We start from the raw sequence: 15,483 nt of genomic DNA, 5'->3' as shown, positions 1-15,483 counted from the left end.
ACGGGCCAACTGACCGGCATCCACCTGTCTTTGCTGGCCCGGACGCGTCCTTCCCCATGCAAGGCGGTGCGGCGCCGAGCGGCTCACGCGAGGGTTGACGGCAAGTTGTCCACAGGCCCGCAGGTCAGGCGTCGCGAAATCGACGCAATCCGTCCTCGGTGATGATGGCGTCGAGGCGCTCGTCCGTGGGCTCGACGGGAATCACCCCGACCTCTTGCACGTTGAAGGCGAGTCCGACCGCCGTGACCGGCCCGCCCGCGCGCAGGGCGGCGAGCGTGCGGTCGTAGAAGCCGCCGCCATAGCCGAGACGGTTGCCGGTGGCGTCGAAGCCGGCGAGCGGACAGAGGACCAGTTGCGGCCGCAGGACCGGGGCCGATTCGGGCGGATGGCGGGTGCCGAAGACGCCCGCGTCCATCGCTTCCCCCTCGCGCCACTCGCGGAAGACCAGCGGCTGCCGGGGGCGCACCACGACCGGCAGGACGATGGGGCCGCGATGGTGGCGCAGGCCGGGCAGCGGGTCAAACTCGTCGCCCATCGCGGCATAGGCGGCGACCACGGCCTCGGGGGTGCGCGCCGCCAGCCCGGCAATCGCTGCCGTGATCGCCGCCTCGCGGGCCGCCCGGTCCGCGAGCCCTGCCCGCGCGTCGAGGGCCTGCTGGCGCAGCGCCCGCTTGGCCGCGCGGCGCTCGTCGTCGGTCAGAGCAGTATCCATGTCGCAAGCCCCAGGAAGGCAAAGAAGCCCATGACGTCGGTCAGGGTGGTCACGAAGGTTCCCGACGCCAGCGCCGGATCGAGACCGAGGCGGTTCATCGTCAGCGGCACCAGAACCCCGCCGAGCGCGGCGACGATCTGGTTGACGATCATCGCGCTGCCGAGAACGAGGCCAAGCAGCGGGTTGCCGAAGATCAGCGTGCCCCCGAGGCCGAGAATCAGCGCCAGCACGATGCCGTTCAGAAGCCCCGCGACCAGTTCGCGCCTTACCACGCGCCGCGCGTTGCGCGGGGTCAGGTCGCGGGTGGCGAGGGCGCGCACCGCGACCGCCAGCGACTGCGTCCCGGCGATGCCTCCGGTCGAGGCGACGATGGGCATGAGGGCGGCGAGCGTCACGAGGGCCGCGATGGTGCCCTCGAAGAGCGAGATGACCATGGCCGAGAGCGAGGCGGTGAACAGGTTGGCGACCAGCCACGGCAGGCGCCGGCGCGCGGTCTGGACGCCGGTGTCGCTGACGCGGCTTTCCTCGCCCACCCCGGCAAGCCGCAGGATGTCCTCCTCCGCCTCCTCGTCGAGGACCGACATGGCGTCGTCGATGGTGATAACACCCACGAGCCGGCCGTGATCGTCCACCACCGGCGCGCTGATGAGGTGATACTGGTTGAAGAGATAGGCGACCTCGGCCTCGTCCTCGGCCGCCTCGATGGTGCGGAAGCTCTGCTCGGCGATGTCGGCGAGGCGGACGCTGCGCTGTGCGCTCAGCAGCCGCCCGAGAGTGACGTAGGCGATCGGGTTCCGCTTCGGGTTGACCAGAATCACATGGTAGAACTGGTCGGGCAGCCATTCCTCGGCGCGGAGGAAGTCGATGGTCTCGCCCACGGTCCAGTGCTCGGGCGCGGCCACGACCTCGGACTGCATGAGGCGGCCGGCGGAATGCTCTGGCCAGGTCAGCGCATGCTCGACCGCGACCCGGTCGCTGTCGTCAAGCGCGGCGAGGATCTCGGTGCGGTCGGCGTGGTCGAGGTCCTCGACGAGGTCCACGACGTCGTCGGTGTCCATCTCGCGGACGGCCTCGGCCAAGGCCTCGCGGGGCATGGCGTCGATCACGTCCTCGCGGATCGCCTCGTCGATCTCCGACAGGATCTCGCCGTCGATCTCGCCCGAGTAGAGGCCGAGGAAGACCCGGCGCCGGGCCGGGGTCAGCTGCTCGATGATGTCGGCGATATCGGCGCCGTGCATCGGCTCCAGCAGCGCGTTGAGGCTGGCGCCGTCGCCCGCGTCCACCGCCGCCTCGACCGCCGCGACCTGCAAGGGCGGCAGCGGGTCATTCTGCTCCGGGGGCGCCGGATCCAGGGTCATGCGAGCAACTCCATCGCCGCGCGGTGCAACTCCGGCGTGGCCGCGGCGATCACCCGCCCGCCGCCCTGGGCCGGGCCGCCGTCCCAGGCGGTGACGATGCCGCCCGCGGCGAGGATCACGGCCATGGGCGCGACGATGTCGTAGGCCTGCAGCCCGCTCTCGATCACCAGATCGACATGGCCGGCGGCCAGCAGCGCATAGGCGTAGCAGTCGAGACCGTAGCGCGTCAGCCGCGCGCGGGCCGAGACGCGGCGGAAGGCCTCGGCCTCGCCGGGGCCGCCGAGTTCGGGGAAGGTGGTCATCAGCGTGGCGTCGGCAAGCGCGGTCGTCCCGCGCACCCCGAGCGGCGTCTCGCCCCGCGGCGAGGTCAGGCGCGCGGGACCGCGGCCGCCCTCGAACCGCTCGCCGGTCCAGGGCTGGTCCACGAGGCCGTGGATCGGCATCCCGTCCGCGCCGGTCACGCCGATCAGCGTGCCCCAGCTGGGGATGCCGGAGATGAAGGCGCGGGTGCCGTCCACCGGGTCCAGCACCCAGGTCAGGCCCGAGCGGCCGGGCGTCGGCCCGTATTCCTCGCCCACGATGGCGTCATCCGGCCGGCGGCGGGCCAGCACGGCCCGGATCGCGCGCTCGGCGGCGCGGTCGGCTTCGGTCACGGGATCGAAGCCGCCTTCGAGCTTGTTGTCGGCGCCGAGGTCGCGGGTGCGGAAACGCGGCAGCGTCTCGGCGCGCGCGGCATCCGCGGCCTCCCGCGCGGTGGCGGCGATGTCGTCAGCCTCGTCGGTCATTCCCGCGCCCCTCTGCCGCCCTCCCGTCGCGGCCGAGGTCTAGCGGCTGCCGCCCGCCCTTGCCAGTGCCGCCCGTAATTGACGGCGCATGGAGGGCGGGGGAGCGGTCGTCAGGCGGCGCGCGAGAGCACCCGCGCCAGTTCGAAGATCTGGCGGCGCTGCTCTTCCGGCATGGTGTAATAGGCGCGGATGAGCTGCAGCGCCTCCTTGTCGGCGAGGACGTCGCGGACGGCTTCGCCAGCCTCGCCCTCCTCGACGGCGTTGCCGTTCTCGATGCCGTCGAAGAAGAACGACACCGGCACCTCGAGGGCGCGGGAAATGTCCCACAGCCGCGAGGCCGAGACGCGGTTCGCGCCGGTCTCGTATTTCTGGACCTGCTGGAACTTGATGCCGATGGTCTCGGCAAGCTGCTGCTGGGTCACGCCCATCATCCATCGGCGATGGCGGATGCGTTTCCCGACGTGGGTGTCTACAATATGTGGCATTGATGCAATCCTCTCAGATAGGCTTGGCGTAGCCCCGAGAACTGGGAGAAACGAGTGGAAAAGCACGGAAAACACCCCGACCTGACCAAATATACAGGTCCATCGCGCCCCGGCGAAGTCACAAGCACGGGTAGAGACGGGGCCGGGGCGCTCCACCCCCGATCTTTGGTGCGGGCGGCGCGAATCACTGCCGTCGGCGCGGCCCCCGAAGTGGCCGAGCTGCCCGCCCCGGATGAGCCGGGCGAGGGGCAGGTCATCGTGCGGATGCGCGCCGCGGCGCTGAACTTCGCCGACCTGCTCTCGGCCGAGGGCAGCTACCAGGACAGCCAGCCGCCGCCCTACACGCCCGGCATCGAGGGCGCGGGCGAGGTTCTCGCCGCCGGTCCCGGCAGCGGCTTCGCGGAAGGCGACCGTGTCGTTGTCTGCACCCCCGGCACGCTGGCCGAGGCCGGGGTCTTTCCCGCTGCTGCATTGACGCCGCTGCCCGAGGGCATCGGCTGGCCCGAGGCGGCCGGCCTGCAGGTCGCCTATGGCACCAGCCACATCGCGCTCGGCCACCGGGCCGCGCTTGCCGCGGGCGAGACGCTCGTGGTGCTCGGCGCCGGGGGCGGCGTGGGGCTGACGGCGGTGGAGCTGGGCGCGGCCCTCGGCGCGCGGGTGATCGCGGTCGCGAATGGCGAGGCCAAGCAGGCGGCCGCCAAGGCCGCGGGTGCGGCCGAGGTGCTGGACGGTGCCGATCCCAAGGCGCTGAAGGCGGCGCTGCGCGGCCTGGGCGGCGTCGATGTGGTCTATGACCCGGTCGGCGGCGCCCCTGGCCTCGCCGCCTTCGGGGCGCTGAACCGGGGCGGGCGCTTCCTCGTCATCGGCTTCGCGGCGGGCGAGCCGCCGCAGCTGCCGCTGAACCATGCCCTGGTGAAGAACCTCGCCATCCACGGGGTCTTCTGGGGCGGCTACCTGTCCCTCGACCCCGCGCTCCTGCGCCGTTCGACCGGCGAGCTGCTGGGCCTTGTGGCCGGGGGCAAGCTGCGCCCGCATGTCGGCCACCGGCTGCCGCTCGACCGCATTGCCGAAGGCTTCGCGCTGCTGCGCGACCGCCGCGCGGTCGGAAAGGTCGTGATCGAGCTCTGAAATCCGGGTGACCGGGGCCGGAATCGGCCTTGAAAGCATTGAATTGCCGGCGCCGAAAAACGATATTGGACCGCAAGGGGACGGACCCACCGCCCCGTCGATTTGCTGGAGGGCCGCATGGCTGAATACAATACGATCCGCCGGACGCAGGCGGACGCGCGCGGGGTGGTCTATGACGAGGGCCTGCGCGCCTACATGAACAAGGTCTACGGGCTGATGTCCGTCGGCATGATCATCACCGCGCTTGCCGCCTGGGCCGTCAGCGGCCTTGCCGTCACGCCCGAGGGGCAGCTGTCGCAGTTCGGCGTGGCGATCTACGCCAGCCCGCTGAAATGGGTCATCATCTTTGCGCCCCTCCTGATGGTCTTCGCCTTCGGCGCGGCGCTGAACCGCCTCTCGACCGGCGCGGCGACGACCCTCTTCTACGCCTTCGCGGCGCTGATGGGCCTCTCGATCAGCTCAATCTTCCTCGTCTACACCGACTACTCGATCGTGCAGACCTTCCTGGTGACGGCGATCTCCTTCGCGGGCCTGTCGCTCTACGGCTACACGACCAAGCGCGACCTGTCGGGCATGGGGACGTTCCTGATGATGGGCCTGATCGGCCTGATCGTCGCGATGATCGTGAACATCTTCCTGCAGTCGAGCGCGATGCAGTTCGCGATCTCGGTCATCGGCGTGCTGATCTTCGCCGGCCTGACCGCCTATGACACGCAGAACATCAAGCGCACCTACCTGGAGCTGTCGCGCTCCAACAGCGACTTCCTCGGCAAGTCGGCGATCATGGGCGCGCTGCAGCTCTATCTCGACTTCCTGAACCTGTTCATGTTCCTGCTGCAGTTCATGGGCAACCGCGAGTGATCGCATCCATCTGACGCTGACGGAGGGGCCGGGGATTTCCCGGCCCCTCTGCTTTGGAGAGCCGCCATGTCCTGTCCCGCCGCCGCCGCCCATGATCCGGGCGGGAGGGTGCGCTACGCCCTCGCCGCCGAGACGCGCGCCGGGGCCGAGTTCTCGGCCTGCAGCCGCTACCGCCCGCGCCTCTGGCGCGAATGGGAGGTCGGCGGGCTGACGGTCCTCTGGGTCGGCATGAACCCCTCGACCGCCGACGCCGGATTCGACGATCCCACCTGCCGCCGCGAATGCGACTTCACCCGGGCCTGGGGCGGCAGCCGATACCTCAAGGGCAACGTCCTCGACTGGCGCGCGACGCGGCCGCAGGACCTGCCGCGTGACCCGGCCCTCGCCTGCTCGCCCCGGAACCTCGAAGCCCTGACCGGGATGGCCGGCGAGGCGGACCTGGTCATCGCCGCCCATGGCCGGCTGCACCGCCGCTTCCATCCCGTCCTGCGCGAGGTGCTGGCGGCGCTCCGCGATGCCGCCGCGAAGCCGGTGCAGCGCCCTGCCGTGAACAGCGACGGCAGCGCGCGGCATCCCTTGTACCTGCGGGCCGGGTTGCGGCCGGAGGCGTATGACATGGGCTGGATCGGATTGTGACGGACTGGCGGCCCCGGCAGGGCTCGAACCTGCAACCTTGGACTTAGAAGGTCCCTGCTCTATCCAGTTGAGCTACGGGGCCGCATGGATTGCGTCATGCCGCGAAACCGCGGCGGGGCGCAACCGCGCGCTCAGACCGCGCGGGTCATGTAGACGCTCATCGGGTCGAGGCGGTAGTCGCCGAAGGGCGGACACTCCACGAAACCCGCGCCGAGATAGAGCGCCCGCGCCGCTGCAAACGAGGGCTGCGCACCGGTCTCGAGGCTGAGCCGGCGCATCCCCATCCCTCGCGCCGCCGCCACCAGCCCCGCCAGCAGCGCCCGCGAGAGCCCGCGACCGCGATGCTCGGCAAGGACATGCATGGACTTCAGCTCGCCCTGGGCGTCGTCCAGGCGCTTGATCGCGCCCATGCCGGTCGGTGCGCCTCTCTCGTCGCGCATGACGTAGAAGGCGATCCCGGCGCCGGCGAGCGCCTCGCGCGGCAGCATGTGGATCGACTCGGGCGGGGTGTCGGCATGCATCTCGGCGTGATGGCGGGCGAAGAGGTCGGTCAACTCCGCCGCCATCGGGTCGGCGCGGGTGATGCCCGAGGGCACCGCCGTCAATGCGTCCACGGCACCCGACGATCCGGCGCGAAGTTCTCGCCATAGCCCCGCGGGCGGACGTTCACGGCCCTGCGGTTGGCCTCCTGCACCACATAGGTGATGCCGTTCTCGCGGGCATAGGCCTCGGCCTGCTCGCGGGTCTCGAAGCGCAGGCGGACCTGGCGCTGGGTGTCGGCCGACGAGGTCCAGCCCATCAGCGGATCGATCTCGCGCTTCTCGGCGGGCTCGAAGTCCAGCACCCAGCCGCGGGTCCGGGCGCCGGACTGCATGGCGTTGCGGGAGGGCTGGTAGATGCGGGCGCGCATGGGAAACCTCGGGGCGGTGTCGTTCCCGCTTATCGGCCAGTGGCGCGGCGCGTTCAAGCGCCCCCGCGGTCGCAGGGGGAACGGGGAGGGAGTGCGGGCGTTGTGCCCCTGTCCGCGGCCGCGCTGGCCGCTCCTCAACCGGAGGGCCACCGATGTCCCGACTCCCCCGCGCCGCCGTCTGCAGCCTCGCGCTCGCGGCCGAGCCGCGCCTGCTCGCCGCCCTGACCCTCGCCACCGGCCTCGCGGCGTTCGCGCCGATGGCCTTCGGCCAGAACGCCACCCCTCCCGAACCGCGCCCCGACGCGGCGGCCGAGCAGCCTGCCGATGCCGCCGCCCCGGCAGATGCCGCCGGCCAGTCGGCTGACGCCACCCCGGCCGAGGCCCCCGCCGGAGACGCACCGATGGCTGAGATCACCGTGCCGGGCGTCGAAGGCGACACCGTCGGCGCCACGATCCGGGACACCGAGGGCAGAACCGTCGGCTCCGTCGCCATTCGCGACACCGCGTCGGGTGCGATGCTGGTTCACCTGACGGTCATGGACATGGAGCCCGGCGTCCGCGCCGTCCACATCCACGAGACCGGCAATTGCGAGGGCGATTTTAGCGGTGCCGGCGGCCATCTCGCGGGGGGCCGTGAGCATGGCGTGCTGACCGCCGGCGGCTACCATGCGGGGGATCTGCCGAACATCATCGTGGCCGAGACCGGCCGCTTCGAGAGCGAGTTCTTCGCCCATGGCATCACCTTGGCCGACGTGATGGATGACGACGGCGGCGCGCTTGTCATCCACAGCGACAAGGACGACTACCAGTCGCAGCCCTCGGGCGATGCCGGCGACCGCATCGCCTGCGGTGTCTTCGGCCCCCCGGCCTGAGACCATGAGCCGGCGCCGCGACCCCGCGGCGCCGGCCTGCCGCCCCTACTGGACGGCGCGGCCATGATCCCCCATCTCTGGCCCTGAGATGGCCCACAACAACCTCAACGCCCCGACCCTCATCCCCCTGCCCCCGCGGCGCGAGAAGCTGGAGGGCGGGCGGCGTTTCGTCATGCAGAGCGAGTTCCAGCCCGCCGGCGACCAGCCGACGGCGATCGCCGAACTGGCCGAGGGGGTGAAGGACGGCGAGCGCGACCAGGTGCTGCTGGGCGCCACCGGCACCGGCAAGACCTACACCATGGCCAAGGTGATCGAGGAGACGCAGCGCCCGGCGATCATTCTCGCGCCCAACAAGACCCTCGCGGCCCAGCTTTACGGCGAGTTCAAGGGCTTCTTTCCCGAGAACGCGGTCGAGTATTTCGTCAGCTACTACGACTACTACCAGCCCGAAGCCTATGTCCCGCGCTCGGACACCTATATCGAGAAGGAATCGCAGATCAACGAGGCGATCGACCGGATGCGCCACTCGGCCACCCGGGCGCTGCTGGAGCGCGACGACGTCATCATCGTGGCCTCGGTTTCCTGCATCTACGGCATCGGCTCGGTCGAGACCTACTCGGCCATGACCCAGGACATGGCCGTCGGCCAGTCCTACGACCAGCGCGAGTTCATCCGCGAGTTGGTGGCGCAGCAATACAAGCGCCTAGACGCCGCCTTCATCCGCGGCGCCTTCCGCGTGAAGGGCGACGTGGTCGAAGTCTGGCCCGCCCATCTCGAGGACCGCGCCTGGCGCTTCAGCTTCTTCGGCAACGAGCTTGAAACTATCACCGAGTTCGACCCGCTGACCGGCGCGAAGACTGGCGACTACAAGCAGATCCGCATCTACGCCAACAGCCACTACGTCACGCCGCGGCCGACTATGAACCAGGCGATCAAGGGAATACGCGAGGAACTTCGCGTCCGCCTGAAGCAGCTGGAGGACGAGGGCAAGCTGCTCGAAGCCCAGCGGCTGGAGCAGCGCACCAATTTCGACCTCGAGATGCTGGAGGCCACCGGCGTCTGCAACGGCATCGAGAACTATTCCCGCTACCTCACCGGCCGCGCGCCGGGCGAGCCGCCGCCGACGCTGTTCGAGTTCATCCCCGACCACGCCATCGTCTTCGCAGATGAGTCGCACGTCTCCGTGCCGCAGATCGGCGGCATGTATCGCGGCGACTTCCGGCGCAAGTTCACGCTGGCCGAGCACGGCTTCCGCCTGCCCAGCTGCATGGACAACCGGCCGCTGAAGTTCGAGGAATGGGACGCCATGCGGCCGCAGTCGGTCTTCGTCTCGGCCACGCCCGCGGACTGGGAGCTGAACCAGACCGGCGGCGTCTTCACCGAGCAGGTGATCCGTCCCACCGGCCTTCTGGACCCGGTGATCGAGATCCGCCCCGTCGAGACGCAGGTGGACGACCTGCTGGACGAGGTGCGGCAGGTGGCCAAGCAGGGCTACCGCACCCTCGTCACGACGCTCACCAAGCGCATGGCCGAGGACCTGACCGAATACCTGCACGAGCAGGGCATCCGCGTGCGCTACATGCACTCCGACATCGACACGATCGAGCGCATCGAGATCCTGCGCGACCTGCGCCTTGGGGCCTATGACGTTCTGGTCGGCATCAACTTGCTCCGTGAAGGCCTTGATATTCCTGAATGCGGTCTTGTCGCCATTCTCGACGCCGACAAGGAGGGGTTCCTGCGTTCCGAGACCTCGCTGATCCAGACCATCGGCCGGGCGGCGCGCAACGTGGACGGGCGCGTCATCATGTATGCCGACCGCATCACCGGCTCGATGGAGCGGGCGATGAAGGAGACCGAGCGCAGGCGCGCCAAGCAGCACGCCTATAACGAGGCGCATGGAATCACCCCGCAGACGGTCCGCAAGAACGTGGACGACGTGCTGGCGGGCCTCTGGCAAGGCGACACCGACCAGTCGCGTGTCACGACCAAGATCGACAAGCCGCTGGTCGGCGCGAACCTGCAGGCGCATCTCGACGCGCTCCGGGCGCAGATGCGCAAGGCGGCCGAGAACCTGGAGTTCGAGGAGGCCGCGCGGCTGCGCGACGAGGTGAAGCGGCTGGAGGCGGTGGAGCTGGCGGTGTCGGACGACCCCCTCGCGCGGCAGCAGGCGGTGGAGGAAGCAGCGGAGCTTGCGGTGAAATCCGCCGGGCGCTCGACCGCAGGGCGTGCGGGTCAGCGCGGGGGCAACAAGCGGAGCAAGAGGCGGAGATGAGACGGGGGCGGTGATCGCCCCCGCCCGACTCTCCCCGCGAGGTCGGTCCCCATCGCTGCTTCGTCAAGAGGGGCAGAGAACCCCGCCAGGCCCGCTCGCGCTGACGAGGTTCATGCCTCACGTGCCGGCGCGCGAAAGGTTCGCGCGCGCCGCGTCAATACACCACGACCGAGCGGATCGACTCGCCCGCATGCATCAGGTCGAATTCCTTGTTGATCTCGTCCAGTGTCAGGATATGGGTAATCATCGGGTCGATCTCGATCTTGCCCGACATGTACCAATCCACGATCTTCGGCACGTCGGTCCGCCCCCGCGCGCCGCCGAAGGCTGAGCCCTTCCACACCCGCCCCGTCACCAGCTGGAAGGGCCGCGTCTGGATCTCCGCCCCGGCCGGGGCCACGCCGATCACGATCGACTGACCCCAGCCGCGGTGGCTGGCTTCCTTCGAGGCGGCCGCGGGGCCGCCCTGGTGAGCGGCGGGTGCAGGCTCACGCGGCGGGGACCGCGTCCTGCCGTTTCCGGGTATGCGTAGCGATGGCGTCCATCAGCGGCGGCGAGAGCGCGTCATAGGGCTCCAGCCCCAGTTCTTTCAGCCGCGCGCGGACGGCGGACATGCCGTCGGGCGGGTAGCCGCCCTCGATGATCGAGGACACGAAGGCCGCGAATTCGGGCGCCGACCAGCCCTGATCCGGGGAAAGCTCGGTATGGACGAAGTCGAGTCCGTAGAACGGGTGGTTCCGGTTCTCGATCCGGCCAAACATGTGCACCCCGCAATCGCGGCAGCGGTGGCGCTGGATCGCGGCGTCCTTGTTCACCACCTCCAGCTTCTCCTCCCCGGCCACGACCTCGAGCTGATCGCGCGGGATCACGGCGACCATCGAGAAGACCGCGCCCTGCGGCTTCCAGCACTTGGTGCAGCCGCAGACGTGGTTGTGCGCGGTGTTGCCGTTCAGCCGCACGCGCACCGGATTGCTGGCGCAATGACAGCGCAGTTCGCCGCCCGCGAAGTCGCTGCGGCCCGGTTTCACGCCCCCGTCCACGGCGGGGTGGATCTTGACGTCGCTCGGCATCGATTCCTCCCTCGGGATGATCGTGCAAAGCGTCACACACGGCGCGCCCCTGCGGGTAGCTGGACAAAGGGATTAGGCGCCTGCGCCGGCTCAGTTTCCGGGCGTGAAGCACAGGATTTCGGCTTCCGCCGCGGCGAGGCGCAGATGGTCGACGAACTCGTTGGCGAAGGTCGTGTCGCGGAAGACGGTGGCGCGCTCGCCGGTGGTCTGGCGCATCCGCAGCACCGTCTCGGCGGCGACATAGCCCTCATAGGGCAGGACGGTGGCGATGTGGTCGATGGTGCAGGCGCATTCGGTCAGCGCCTTGCGGGAGTTGCCGTTGGCGGCCATGCAGGCAAAGACGTATTCCGCCCGCGCCTCGGTCGGATAGTCGTTCACGGCGGCCCGCTCCGCCACCGTCTGGGCCGCGGGCGTCGCCTCGAGCAGCGCCAGACCGCCGGCCAGCAGGGCGGCGGGGATCATCGCCCCCCTCCCGCGAGCTTGAAGGCATAGCCGGTGCCGGGCGCCTCGGCCTCGAGGCTGCGGATCGGCGCGCCCGGCTGCGGCGCGAGGCCGATCTGCAGCGTCAGACGGTCGAAGCCCCGCATCCGGTCGGCGTTCCGGTCCCCGGCGAAGGGCGAGAGGATCACGATCCGTCCGCCATCCGGGCTGTCCACCACCGCCCCGCCGCGGCGCAGCGCCTCCTTGATGCGGTTGCGGATGTAGAAGGGGCTGCCGCCGGCGAGGGCGGCCATGTGCCGGGTCGCAGTCTCGAGGAAATAGACCAGCACCGGGTCCATGCCGGCGGTCGGATAGCGGGCGATGAGCCGCTCGCGCCCGCCCCCGCTCTCGCGCAGCTCCAGCATGGGGCGGCCAATGTCCGGGTCGGCGCCAAGCGCGAGCGTCAGCTGGCCGTCGGCGAGCGGCTGGAAGCCCTCGACCTCCGGCCCGGTCCGGGTCAGGTGCCAGCGGACCGGCCCCTGGCCCAGGGCGGAGAAGTCGCGCTCGGCGAAGACCAGGTCCATCGTCTGGCCGGCAAAGGCCGCCGGCGCGGCCGCGAGGAAGGCGACGGCAAGGAGGCAGCGGAGGGCGGATCGCGGCATCGGGACCTCTCGGCGCGCGCGGCTCGGATGCGGGCAGCGTCGCATGGCAGGCCGCGCGCCGCCAAGCCCCCTGCCCCTCCAACCTTGGTCGCAGGCCTCAGCGCTGCGCCGAGATCGCCTGCTCGATGGCGCGGCGCAGCTCACCCGCGGTCAGCGGCTTCATCAGCATCGGGATCTCCAGCTCGGCGCAGGCGCGGGCGATCTCGGGCGCGGCATGGGCCGTCACCATGACCGCGGGAACCGCGCCCAGCCGCTCGCGCAGGGCGGCGATGGTGACGAGGCCGGTATCGCCTCCGTCGAGGTGGTAGTCGGCGAGGATGACGTCGGGCGCGAGGCCCGGCTCGGAGGTCAGCAGCCGTTCGGCCTCGGCGGTGGAGGCGGCGGTGTGCACCACCATGCCGCCCAGATCGCGCAGCAGCATCGCATAGGCCCGCTGCAGGGAGGCATCGTTCTCGACCAGGATTGCCGTCGCGCCGCGCAGGGCGGCGGTCGGCGCCGCCTCGGGTTCGGCCGCGGCCGCCGGGTCCGCCCCCTCGGCGCGTGGCAGGCCGACCCGGAACACCGTCCCGCGCCCCGGCATGCTCTCGAGATGGATCGGGTGGCCCAGCTTGGCGCAGGCGCGGCGGACGATGGCCAGGCCGAGGCCCATCCCCGGCTCGCCGGCCTCGCCCGGCACCCGCTGGAACTCGTCGAAGATGCGCGTCCGGTCCGCCTCGGCGATGCCCACGCCGCTGTCGCGCACCTCGAGCCAGACCCCGCAGCCGCGCCGCCGCGCACCGACCACGACGCCGCCGCGACGAGTGTATTTGATCGCGTTGGAAAGCAGGTTCTGCGTGATGCGGCGCAGGAAGGTCGGGTCGCTGACCACCACGGCGGAGGTCGGCGCGAAGACCAGCTTGAGGCCGCGCGCCGCCGCCTGGGGGGCGTATTCGCGGCCAAGGCGCGCGAACAGGTCCTGCAGCGCGACCGGCCGGCAGCTGAGCTCGATCCGTTGCGAATCGAGGCGGCTGATCTCCAGCACCGCCTGCATCAGCTCCTCGATCGACTGGAAGGCGCTCGTCAGCTTGGCGACGATCTCCTGCTGCGGAGGGTCGAGCGCCGAATCGCCGAGCGCGCCGAGAAACAGCTTCGCCGCCGCGATCGGTTGCAGCAGATCGTGGCTCGCCGCCCGCAGGAAGCGCGTCTTGGAGCGATTCGCCTCCTCCGCCGCCGCCCGGGCGAGGGCCAGCTCGCGGTTGCGGTGACTGAGGTCGTCGAGCGCCCGCTCGAGGTCGCGGGTGCGGGCATGGACCTCCTTTTCCAGCGCCACGGCGGCGAGGAACATCGACCGGGCGGAGCCCTTCGACGCCTCCAGCCGCTCGACCCGGTCCATCAGGACCTCGTTCACGCGGGCGAGCTTGCGGATACGCTCCGTCGGGTCGGGCACCTCAGTCGGCGCCGAGGAAGGCGATTCCCACGAAGGTCTGGTTGACGTGCATCCCGTCATGCAGCTCACCGTAGGTATTGAAGCCGCAGATGTTATAGCGCGAATGCAGCCGCGCGACCTCTTTTTCGTAGCCCGCCTGTTCGAGGGCCAGCCGCCGCAGGATGCAGTCGAAGCCGAGGACCAGTTCGGGCGGGCGCGGCAGCCCGGCGAGCGCCTTGGCGAAACCCTCGATCAGATCCTCGGCCCGCCCCAGGGTCAGCAGGGTGCCGACCTCGATCGAGGCCAGGAGTTGCAGTCCCCCATCCGCGCGCACGCCGGAGATCGAGCGCACATGATGCCGCCGCCCCACCCGCAGCAGCAACGGGTGGCGGGCGAACTCCAGCGGCGTCAGGCGGGCCGGATCGAGACCGGCGAGACGGGCGTATTCCGCCGCGGCCGGCTCGGCGTTGATCTCATGGATCGCATGCCCCGCCGGGTCGGCCGCCGTCACCACGCCCCGCCGCCCCGTGGAGGAGAAATGCGCGAAGACCAGCTCCTCGACCGGCCGGTCCGTCGCCAGCAGGCACAGGACGGCGGTATCGGTCGTGACCTCGCCATCGGCCAGAACCTCGACCCCGGCGAATTGCAGGCCGTTGCCCGCGAAGCCGCCGATGACCGGCGCGCCCGGTAGTGCCGCGTCGAGGGTCGCCGCCAGCACGTCTTCGCGCCGCGTCAGCCCGTCCGCGACCACGAGGCCGAACATCGCGCCGCAGCCGCGCACCTTGAGGCGGTCGGCGGCGGAACGGATATCGGCCATCCAGCGCGTGACCTGCGAGCGGCCGAGAAGTTCGAGGCGCACCATCTCGACCGCAAAGCCGGCGCGCGGGAAGGCCACCGCGACGACGCTGCGGTCGCTGTATCCCTGCGGGACCAGCTCGCCTGCCGTCGAGCAGCCCGCGACGCGGCAGCCCGGCGGCAGGATCGGCATGAGGGCCGAGGCGATCGGGCCGAGGACGCCAGCAGGCGACGCGAAAAGCAGCAGCAGCGACGGATCGGACGCGGCGGCAAAGCCCGCCAGCTGCGCCGCCGCCGCTTCTGGCGCCAGGTCGGCCGGCAGTGACATGGCCCGCGGTCCCAGCGGCGGCGGGTCCGACGCGGCCGGCCGTGCCGAGGATGGCGGGTCGCCCATCAGGGTGTTTCGAACAGCCTCGCGGTGTTGGCCAGCAACACCGCCTGCGTCCGCCTGCGCGCGTCGAGCTTGGCCATGATGGCGGTGACGTGCGTCTTCACCGTCGCCTCGGCGATGCCAAGCTCGTAGCTGATCTCCTTGTTGGCCTTGCCGAGGCAGATCAGACGCAGGATCCGCATCTGCTGCGGCGTAAGCGTGGCGCAGCGCCGCATCAGCTCCTCGCGGCCGTCTGAGGCGGGGCGGGCGCGCGGGTCGTAGTCCTCGGGCACGACGATCTCGCCGGCCCAGATCCGCTCGAAGGCGTCGATCAGCGCGTCGCGGGCGAGCGACTTCGACACGAATCCCTGCGCCCCCGCATCGAGCGCGGCGCCGATCTTCTCGGCGTCCATCTCGGCCGAGATCATCGTGATCGGGACGTCCGGCAGCAGCCGCCGCAGGGTGACGATGCCCTGGGCCCCGCCCGAGTCGGGCAGGTTGAGATCGAGGATCACGGCGCCCGGCGCCCCCTCGGACCGGATCTGCTCGACCGCGCCCGCGAGGCTGCGCGCCGATCGTGTGCGCTTCAGCCCGAAGGCCATCTTCAGCGTCAGCGCAAGCGCGTCGCACATCAGCGGGTGGTCGTCGACGATCAGCAGCGTCTCGACCCGCGGAGGAATCCGGCGCGGCGATGCCCCGCTCTCGCCCGCCCTTTCGGCCGTGCCGATCTGAGCCATCC

Annotated in this window: 17 protein-coding genes, 1 tRNA gene and 1 pseudogene; 5 read left to right on the top strand and 14 right to left on the bottom strand. The window is 70.7% G+C overall.

The genetic code is table 11. The features are described from left to right. Positions 1-124 precede the first annotated feature (124 nt). From GI374_RS14210 to GI374_RS14195, 4 genes are all read right to left on the bottom strand, one after another. Positions 125-712: a 5-formyltetrahydrofolate cyclo-ligase gene (locus GI374_RS14210; protein WP_154337729.1), complete on the bottom strand. Its 588-nt coding sequence runs from the start codon at positions 710-712 to the stop codon at positions 125-127. Then, positions 697-2,070 carry a magnesium transporter gene (mgtE, locus tag GI374_RS14205; protein ID WP_154337728.1) on the bottom strand — a complete coding sequence of 458 codons (1,374 nt, stop codon included), beginning with the start codon at positions 2,068-2,070 and terminating at the stop codon, positions 697-699. The genes GI374_RS14210 and mgtE overlap by 16 nt, the downstream gene beginning before the upstream one ends. Next, positions 2,067-2,855, bottom strand: coding sequence for an inositol monophosphatase family protein (locus tag GI374_RS14200; RefSeq protein WP_154337727.1), 789 nt, complete (start codon positions 2,853-2,855; stop codon positions 2,067-2,069). Before GI374_RS14200 ends, mgtE begins: the two co-directional genes overlap by 4 nt. Positions 2,856-2,965: 110 nt before the next feature. Further along, the gene (locus tag GI374_RS14195; RefSeq protein ID WP_154337726.1) at positions 2,966-3,340 is read right to left on the bottom strand and encodes a helix-turn-helix domain-containing protein; all 375 of its coding nucleotides are present in this window, start codon (positions 3,338-3,340) and stop codon (positions 2,966-2,968) included. A gap of 210 nt (positions 3,341-3,550) precedes the next feature. Here GI374_RS14195 and GI374_RS14190 point away from each other — a divergent pair, with 210 nt between their 5' ends. The 3 genes from GI374_RS14190 (at position 3,551) to GI374_RS14180 (ending at position 5,965) form a co-directional block, all read left to right on the top strand. Next, entirely contained in the window at positions 3,551-4,468 is a 918-nt protein-coding gene (locus GI374_RS14190) for an NADPH:quinone oxidoreductase family protein (protein WP_370515368.1), read from the top strand. Between the two features lie 117 nt (positions 4,469-4,585). Beyond that, complete coding sequence (locus GI374_RS14185) at positions 4,586-5,329, top strand: Bax inhibitor-1/YccA family protein (protein ID WP_154337724.1); 744 nt, start codon at positions 4,586-4,588, stop codon at positions 5,327-5,329. A gap of 66 nt (positions 5,330-5,395) precedes the next feature. Further along, positions 5,396-5,965 (top strand): DUF1643 domain-containing protein, encoded by a 570-nt coding sequence (locus tag GI374_RS14180; RefSeq protein ID WP_154337723.1) that lies wholly within the window; start codon positions 5,396-5,398, stop codon positions 5,963-5,965. Between the two features lie 5 nt (positions 5,966-5,970). Here the strand turns inward: GI374_RS14180 and GI374_RS14175 are convergent. The 3 genes from GI374_RS14175 to GI374_RS14165 all read right to left on the bottom strand — a co-directional run bounded on the left by GI374_RS14175 (position 5,971) and on the right by GI374_RS14165 (position 6,875). Continuing rightward, positions 5,971-6,047: transfer RNA gene (locus tag GI374_RS14175), tRNA-Arg, on the bottom strand. 49 nt (positions 6,048-6,096) lie between these two features. Beyond that, positions 6,097-6,579, bottom strand: a complete 483-nt coding sequence (locus tag GI374_RS14170; protein ID WP_370515367.1) for a GNAT family N-acetyltransferase — start codon at positions 6,577-6,579, stop codon at positions 6,097-6,099. Continuing rightward, positions 6,567-6,875: an ETC complex I subunit gene (locus tag GI374_RS14165; protein ID WP_154337722.1), complete on the bottom strand. Its 309-nt coding sequence runs from the start codon at positions 6,873-6,875 to the stop codon at positions 6,567-6,569. Before GI374_RS14165 ends, GI374_RS14170 begins: the two co-directional genes overlap by 13 nt. A 152-nt stretch (positions 6,876-7,027) precedes the next feature. Between GI374_RS14165 and GI374_RS14160 the strand changes: the two genes are divergently transcribed. Further along, positions 7,028-7,747, top strand: coding sequence for a superoxide dismutase family protein (locus GI374_RS14160; protein ID WP_154337721.1), 720 nt, complete (start codon positions 7,028-7,030; stop codon positions 7,745-7,747). Between the two features lie 88 nt (positions 7,748-7,835). Next, a complete protein-coding gene (gene uvrB, locus GI374_RS14155) occupies positions 7,836-10,022 on the top strand; it encodes an excinuclease ABC subunit UvrB (RefSeq protein ID WP_154337720.1) in 2,187 nt (728 codons plus the stop codon). A gap of 154 nt (positions 10,023-10,176) precedes the next feature. On the opposite strand, the pseudogene GI374_RS14150 reads toward uvrB, so the two are convergent. The 7 genes and pseudogenes from GI374_RS14150 to GI374_RS14120 form a co-directional block, all read right to left on the bottom strand. Further along, positions 10,177-10,464: pseudogene (locus tag GI374_RS14150) on the bottom strand (S-(hydroxymethyl)glutathione dehydrogenase); the annotation flags it as partial. 46 nt (positions 10,465-10,510) lie between these two features. Then, positions 10,511-11,092 (bottom strand): S-(hydroxymethyl)glutathione synthase, encoded by a 582-nt coding sequence (gene gfa, locus GI374_RS14145; protein ID WP_154337719.1) that lies wholly within the window; start codon positions 11,090-11,092, stop codon positions 10,511-10,513. A gap of 90 nt (positions 11,093-11,182) precedes the next feature. Continuing rightward, positions 11,183-11,554 carry a hypothetical protein gene (locus GI374_RS14140; protein WP_154337718.1) on the bottom strand — a complete coding sequence of 124 codons (372 nt, stop codon included), beginning with the start codon at positions 11,552-11,554 and terminating at the stop codon, positions 11,183-11,185. After that, entirely contained in the window at positions 11,551-12,174 is a 624-nt protein-coding gene (locus GI374_RS14135) for a hypothetical protein (RefSeq protein ID WP_154337717.1), read from the bottom strand. Before GI374_RS14135 ends, GI374_RS14140 begins: the two co-directional genes overlap by 4 nt. 97 nt (positions 12,175-12,271) lie before the next feature. Continuing rightward, on the bottom strand, positions 12,272-13,600 hold the full coding sequence (locus GI374_RS14130; protein WP_370515366.1) for a hybrid sensor histidine kinase/response regulator: 1,329 nt from the start codon (positions 13,598-13,600) through the stop codon (positions 12,272-12,274). Between the two features lies 1 nt (position 13,601). Continuing rightward, positions 13,602-14,702 carry an FIST N-terminal domain-containing protein gene (locus GI374_RS14125; protein WP_154337715.1) on the bottom strand — a complete coding sequence of 367 codons (1,101 nt, stop codon included), beginning with the start codon at positions 14,700-14,702 and terminating at the stop codon, positions 13,602-13,604. 65 nt (positions 14,703-14,767) lie between these two features. Next, positions 14,768-15,481 carry a response regulator transcription factor gene (locus tag GI374_RS14120; RefSeq protein ID WP_154337714.1) on the bottom strand — a complete coding sequence of 238 codons (714 nt, stop codon included), beginning with the start codon at positions 15,479-15,481 and terminating at the stop codon, positions 14,768-14,770. Between the last annotated feature and the right edge of the window lie 2 nt (positions 15,482-15,483).

It is taken from the genome of Paracoccus sp. S-4012 (assembly GCF_009674885.1).
In the GTDB taxonomy this organism is placed as follows: Bacteria; Pseudomonadota; Alphaproteobacteria; order Rhodobacterales; family Rhodobacteraceae; genus Paracoccus.
Note: the sequence above shows the minus strand (reverse complement) of the source record. Positions and strands in the feature narration are given on the sequence as shown.